1 protein-coding gene is annotated in these 405 nt (G+C 43.0%); it reads right to left on the bottom strand.

The features are described 5' to 3' along the window. On the bottom strand, window positions 1-405 hold a 405-nt coding region (locus J7R10_RS09195), incomplete at both ends, for a hypothetical protein (protein ID WP_208436520.1).

Below are 405 nucleotides of genomic sequence, written 5' to 3'. Positions count from 1 at the left end.
CACATTGGATGCTAGTATCAAGTTCCACAACCCGTGCATGGGTACGTTCACTTCCCGAGTTCATTGCTGTTACTTCTTCACGAAGGGTGTGCCCTATAGCGATAGCTTGTTGTTCAGATATATGTTGTGGTTCACTGAGGAGCTGTGCAGCATTTGTCATAAGAAGAGCTATATTATGAAATAAGTTTGAACGTGTTGTTAATTGAGCGAATCCCCAAGATATAAGGATAGGGATTGCTGTTCCTGCTGCTACAGCTAGACCTGTTGAAGATGAAACAAAGGTAGTGATATTCGATAAGGAATTGAGGCTAGTGGGAGCTAACTTATGAGCTATAAAAGCACCTCCTGTTGCCCATAAAGCACTGAGTGCTGTTGTACACCAATAGATTCTGGAGGTAGAACGCT

The sequence above is a fragment of the Bartonella vinsonii subsp. berkhoffii ATCC 51672 genome (assembly GCF_902825225.1).
GTDB classification, from domain to species: Bacteria; Pseudomonadota; Alphaproteobacteria; order Rhizobiales; family Rhizobiaceae; genus Bartonella; species Bartonella berkhoffii.
Note: the sequence above shows the minus strand (reverse complement) of the source record. Positions and strands in the feature narration are given on the sequence as shown.